Here is a 7,004-nt window from a genome sequence, read left to right as displayed (position 1 = left end):
TGTTGTAATCAGCACCGGCTGTCGCTGTACCACCGCCTAAGTTGTAAGCATAGGTTGAGGCAACAGTTGTTGTTGCGCTTAAGCTGACGGTGTAGACGAGATCATTGCCTTCGACCACATTGTCACCTGCGACGCCTGGTGCGCCTGGTTCGACGGTCGTGATGCTTGGTTGGTCATCATCAATAATGCCGCCATTGCCTGTTACCCCACCGATTACCAATGGTAAGGATTCTGGTGAGGCGGAATCGACGACACTGTCGTTAATCGTCGCGACGGTCACCGTGAAGGTACTAACACCTGCTGGAACGATCAGGCTGCCACCGACTAGAGTGACGCCATTGCTAAATGTGGCTGTGCTGGTGTAATCGGCACCGGCTGTCGCGCTACCACCACCTAAGTTGTAAGCATAGGTTGAGGCAACAGTTGTTGTTGCACTTAAGCTGACGGTGTAGACGAGATCATTGCCTTCGACCACATTGTCACCACCGACGCCTGGTGCGCCTGGTTCGACTGTGGTGATACTTGGTTGGTCATCATCAATAATACCGCCATTGCCTGTTACACCACCGATTACCAATGGTAAGGATTCTGGGGACGCGGAATCGACGACACTGTCGTTGATCGTCGCGACGGTGACCGTGAAGGTACTCACGCCAGCTGGAACGATCAGGCTGCCACCGACTAAAGTGACACCATTGCTAAATGTGGCTGTGCTGTTGTAATCGGCACCGGCTGTTGCTGTACCACCGCCTAAGTTGTAAGCGTAAGTCGACGCCACAGTTGTTGTTGCGCTTAAGCTGACGGTGTAGACGAGATCATTGCCTTCGACCACATTGTCACCAGCGACGCCTGGCGCGCCTGGTTCGACTGTGGTGATGCTTGGTTGGTCGTTGTCGACAATAACTGTAGAAACACTAGCCGTACCCAAGATTGCATTAGTTGGCGTCGACAAATTGACTAGGAAATTTTCATTACCTTCAAATGCGGTATCGTTAATGATGGTTACTGTGATGACCTTGGTCGTTTCACCCGGTGCAAATGTGACACTACCGGCGGTTAAGGCATAGTCACTACCAGCCAACGCGGTACCATTTGCAGTACCATAATTCACGCTTACCGGAGCCACACTCTGAGCGCTCAAACTAATCGTGTAAGTGATCGTTCCTGCAGCCTCATTGACCTCAGCTGGACCGGTAATACTGACTGTTGGCACCGTACCGTCAGTAATAGTTCCAACGCCGACTACCGAGCTAGTATTCTTTGCGGTTGCTGCAGATAAATTAATAGTTTCAGAACCCTCTAACAAGCCGTCATTGATCGTTGCAATACGTACTTGAAAACCACCCGCGCCTGCAGGTACGGTGACGCTAGAACCTAAAACATTCCATGTAGCGCCACCATCAGTGGAAACTTCTTGTAGGCCAGTGTCTGTACCTAAGATCGCTGTACCGGAAGACGCACTGATTGATACGGTGGTCGCCGTCGTGCTGGTACCACTTAAACTCACTGAGAAAACTAACAATCCACCTTCAGCAACGGTAGGACTAGAAACTTGTACAACAGTCAAACGGTCATCATCAGTACCACCAGTTCCGTCATCATGAATCACCGTCGTAACACTGCCAGTGCCTACGATCGCATTCGTTGGCGTCGACAGGCGTACTTGGAAATTTTCACTTCCTTCAAACACGACATCATTCGTGATATTGACCGTAATTGTTTTAGTGGTTTCACCAGGTGCAAAGGTGACACCACCCGCTGCTGCCACATAATCGCTTCCGGCTAAAGCAGTACCATTTACAGTGCCATAATTAACACTCACAGGGGCAATACTTGCAGCACTTAGACTGATCGTATAAGTGATGGTACCCGCAGCTTCATTCACATCCGCTGGACCACTAATACTCACTGTTGGAACCGTGCCGTCAGTGATCGTACCAACACCGACTACCGCACTTGCATTTTGTGCAGTCGCTGCGGACAAATTGATGGTCTCTGCACCTTCCAACAAACCATCATTGATCGTCGCAACACGAACCTGAAAACTACTAGCACCGGCAGGTACTGTGACGGTCGCCCCCAACGTACTCCAAGTCACACCACCGTCCGTAGACACTTGTTGCAAGCCCGTATCAGTACCTAAAATTGCGCTACCGGAAGATGGTGTCACTGTTACTGTCGTGGCAGTCGTACTGGTTCCGCTCAAGCCGACAGAGAAAACTAAATTACCGCCTTCACCTACGGTTGGACTAGAAACACTCACCACTGCTAAACGGTCATCGTCACTACCACCTGTGCCATCATCATGGATCACCGTTGTTACACTACCGGTACCGACAGTCGCATTGCTTGGCGACGATAAATTAACGCGGAAATTTTCATTCCCCTCAAATACCGTATCGTTTGTGATCGCGACAGTAATCGTTTTTGAAGTTTCCCCTGGAGCAAACGTCACACTACCAGCCGTTGCGGTGTAATCACTACCAGCTAATGCCGACCCGTTTGCCGTACCATAATTAACACTTACTGGCGCTACGCTAGCAGCACTTAAACTAATTGTATAAGTAATCGTTCCAGCAGCTTCATTCACATCGGTTGGGCCACTAATGTTCACAGTGGGGACAGTGCCGTCGAGGATGGTACCGACACCCACAACTGCACTAGTATTTTGTGCAGTCGCTGCGGATAAATTAATTGTCTCCGCGGACTCCACCAAACCATCATTAATCGTTGCGACACGAACCTGAAAACTGCTTGCGCCAGCCGGTACCGTCACCGTCGAACCTAAAGGACTCCAGCTTGCGCCGCCATTGGTCGAATACTCTTGCAAGCCGGTATCCGTACCCAAAATGGCGGTACCAGAAGATGGTGTAACGCTGACTGCCGTTGGCGTTGTACTAGTGCCACTTAAGTTAATTGAGAAAACTAAACTGCCACCTTCTGTCACAGTTGGGCTAGAAACACTTACCACGGTTAAACGATCATCGTCATTACCGCCAGTGCCGGTTCCATCATCATGAATCACTGTATTAACACTAGCATTACCCAAGGTCGCATTGCTCGGCGCAGACAAACTCACCTGGAAGTTTTCATTCCCTTCGAACACCGTGTCATTAGTAATCGCTACCGTGATCGTCTTGGTCGTTTCACCTGGTGCAAAAGTAACACTACCAGCGATCGCTGAATAATCACTACCAGCCAATGCCGTTCCATTCGACGATCCATAATTCACACTAACCGCAGCGGCACTTGTGGCACTTAAACTGATGGTGTATGTAATCGTTCCCGCGGCCTCATTCACATCGGTCGGACCACTAATACTGACGGTCGGCACAGCACCATCAATGATGGTCCCGACGCCCACTACCGGGCTAGTGTTTTGCACTGTCGCCGCAGCTAAATTAATGGTTTCAGGGCCTTCAATTAAACCATCATTGATAGTCGCAACGCGCACCTGAAAACCACTCGCGCCGGCAGGCACAGTCACTGTCGCACCCAACGTACTCCATGTAACACCACCGTCCGTAGATACTTGTTGCGAACCGGTATCGGTACCTAAAATTGCGGAACCTGAAGATGGCGTGACACTCACGGTCGTCGGCGTGGTACTCGTGCCATTTAACGTCACTGAAAAGACTAAATTACCACCCTCACCAACAGTAGGACTAGAGACATTCACCACGATCAAACGGTCATCGTCGCCACCACCAACGCCAGTACCGTCATCATGAATCACCGTGTTAGCAATGCCATTACCTATGGTTGCATTAGTTGGGTTCGATAAACGCACTTGGTAATTTTCATTACCTTCAAACACCGTATCATTGGTAATCGCCACGGTAATAGTCTTGCTGGTTTCACCAGGTGCAAAGGTCACGCTACCAGCAATCGCGGTGTAATCACTACCCGCTAACGCAGTACCATTCGCGGTTCCATAATTAACACTGACTGGCGCCACACTAGCTGCACTCAAACTGATCGTATACGTGACAGTGCCCGCAGCTTCATTCACATCTGCAGGGCCTGAAATATTCAGGCTTGGCACAGTACCATCAAGGATGGTACCGACACCCACTACGGCGCTGGTATTTTGTGCGGCTGCTGCCGCCAAATTGATCGTCTCGGAACCTTCAATCAGGCCATCATTAATCGTTGCGACTCGAACCTGAAAGCCACTCACCCCAGCAGGTACACTCACCGCAGCACCTAAAGTGCTCCAAGTGGCTCCACCATCTGTGGACACTTCTTGTAAGCCGGTATCAGTCCCTAAAATCGCCGAACCAGAAGAGGGCGTAACAGACACCGTCGTTGCCGTGGTGCTAGTACCGCTTAGGGTAATCGAAAAGACTAAATTACCACCTTCACTGACAGTTGGACTAGAAACATTCACTACGGTAAGGCGATCATCATTACTGCCACCTAGACCGGTGCCATCATCATGAATTACCGTAGTAACACTGCCATTACCTACGATCGCATTAGTAGGCGTCGACAAATTCACTTGGAAATTCTCATTGCCCTCGAAGACTGTGTCGTTAGTAATCGCGACTGTGATGGTCTTGGTCGTTTCACCTGGCGCAAACGTGACACTACCAGCGATCGCCGCATAGTCACTTGGCGCTAATGCACTACCATTAGCAGAAGCATAATTAACACTAACTGGAGCTACACTGGCTGCGCTCAAACTAATCGTGTAAGTAATGGTGCCTGCAGCTTCGTTCACATCCGCAGGACCAGTAATGCTGACAGTTGGAATAGCACCATCAGTGATCGTACCGACGCCAACTACCGGACTGGTATTGCGCGCGGTCGCAGCAGATAAATTGATCGTCTCTGAACCTTCCACCAGACCATCATTGGTGGTAGCAACGCGTACTTGAAAACTCGTGGCACCAGCAGGCACGACAACTGAACCACCCAAAGTGCTCCAACTGACACCGCCATCGGTAGACACTTGCTGCACACCAGTGTCAGTTCCTAAAATTGCAGTACCAGAAGTCGGCGTCACCGTTACGGTCGTTGGCGTGGTACTCGTGCCGCTTAAATTAACTGAGAAAACTAAATTACCACCCTCGCTCACACTTGGGCTAGAAACACTTACAACCACTGGACGGTCATCATTCGTACCGCCTGTACCGGTACCATCATCTTGAATCAGCGTAACGACACTACCATTGCCTATTGTGGCATTGGTTGGCGTCGACAAATTCACCTGGAAGCTTTCATTACCCTCAAACACCGCATCATCAGCAATAGTAATCGTAATGGTTTTACTCGTCTCACCTGGCGCAAATGTCACGCTGCCAGTCGTCGCTGTGAAATCACTACCAGCAATTGCAGAGCCATTATTCGTGTTGAAATTCACCAAAACGGATGCTGGACTTGCTTCGCTTAACACCACCGTAAACGTGGCTGTACCACTGGCTTCATTCACACTGATAGGACCACTAATACTGACAGCCGGGACAGCGCCGTCTACAATGGAGCCCTGCGCCGTCACGCTCGAAGTGTTGCTCGATGTACTAGCGGATAATGTGAAGTTCTCGGTACCTTCAATTACGCCATCGTTGACTGCACCGACACGAACAATCACGGTCGTCACGCCAGCCGGCACCAACACGCTGCCATTTAAAGGGGAGAAAGTCTGACCGCCATCAACCGAAACCAATTGCGTTGCGGTATCGGTACCGACCGTAGCTGATCCCGAAAGCAAAGCTAAACTAAGAGCTGCAGGTGCTAAATTATTGCCAGTCAAACTGACTACAAAGTCCCGTGTACCACCCTCGGCCACATTACCCGATGTGACTGAGACAACAGAGGTTGAATCAGTTGCTTGCTGGGTAGCATTCCCCGACGCTGGTGCTGCAGCCACCGTTTCAGTCGTCACTACCGCATTGCCGGAGCTCGGTGTGACATTTTCAGCGATACGCTCAAGTCTAACGAAGCTGCTACCGTCGCTTGCATCACCACCACCTAAACCAGCGGCTGTTTCTTCCAATAATTTATCGAGACTATTTTCGCCAATAACCGCGTTGGCGATATTTTGCGGTGAAGAATCTGCCGGCAATAATGCGGCTTTGGCGATGTCTGTTTGACTGGCAGCAAACACGCTAGCATCCAGAGTGACGGTTTCATTTTGGCGAACTAGATAGTTATGGCCAGAGTCGAACGCTAATTCGACTTGTGCACCTGGTGCGGCAACAATCACATCGTTTTCATAGACAACATCGCCAACTTTCAGCACATGCTGCTTACCGTCTGGCGACTTTATGATTGCCTGACCTTGAAGTGCGACTACTTTGCCAATAATGTTTGTTGAATTTGCCATTGCGAGTCTCCAGACGGATAAATTGAATATCCAGACTCTAACAAATCCATTTCTTTTGAGTAATTGTACCTAGGTACTAGGAAAACCGGATTTAACCTTCTTTTACAAGCAAAGCCAATTGTAAACGATTTTTTAACTGTAATTTATCCAAGACAGCCCCGACATGGGCTTTAACTGTACGTTCGGTGATGTGCATTTTTAGGGCAATTTCCTTATTTGTTAAACCAATTGCAATTGCCTTTGCGACTTCAAATTCACGACCAGTCAAAACTTTAGACCATTTACCCATCGCACGCTCGATTTGTGGCGCCTCCAATACCGCACCACCTAGCAATTTTTGCATGATAGATTCACCAATCCAAATGCCACCTTGCTCAACAACGCTCGCGATATTTAGCAGAACCTCAGCGCCTGCATGGGTATTGCAGTAAGCTTTCGCCAACATCGAAAACGATGCAAGTGCCTCTAAATCATTTGGAATATCACTCATGACGACAATCAGCGATTGCTGCGCGCACTGCTTCACCGGCGCCAGTTGTTGCGCTATCGTTTGATTTGAGTTCAAGTGAAGCCAGACAATTGACTTTTCAGCCGTAGCAAAATCAAGGCTGGAAACCGCTCGAATGGAAGGAAAACTCTTCTGCAATTCCACTGGAACCTGCATAGTCTCGGAAAA

At 49.5% G+C, this 7,004-nt stretch carries 2 protein-coding genes; both read right to left on the bottom strand.

The window, feature by feature from the left end; genetic code table 11:
* Positions 1-6,328, bottom strand: a 6,328-nt coding sequence (locus H8K52_RS17445) for a retention module-containing protein (protein WP_186924189.1), incomplete at its 3' end; no start/stop codon positions are given.
* A gap of 91 nt (positions 6,329-6,419) precedes the next feature.
* Positions 6,420-6,893: a response regulator transcription factor gene (locus H8K52_RS17440; RefSeq protein ID WP_186924188.1), complete on the bottom strand. Its 474-nt coding sequence runs from the start codon at positions 6,891-6,893 to the stop codon at positions 6,420-6,422.
* Positions 6,894-7,004 lie beyond the last annotated feature (111 nt).

The organism is Affinundibacterium seohonense (assembly GCF_014284305.1).
Taxonomy (GTDB): domain Bacteria; phylum Pseudomonadota; class Gammaproteobacteria; order Burkholderiales; family Burkholderiaceae_D; genus Undibacterium; species Undibacterium seohonense.
This window is presented reverse-complemented; position numbering and strand designations above follow the sequence as displayed.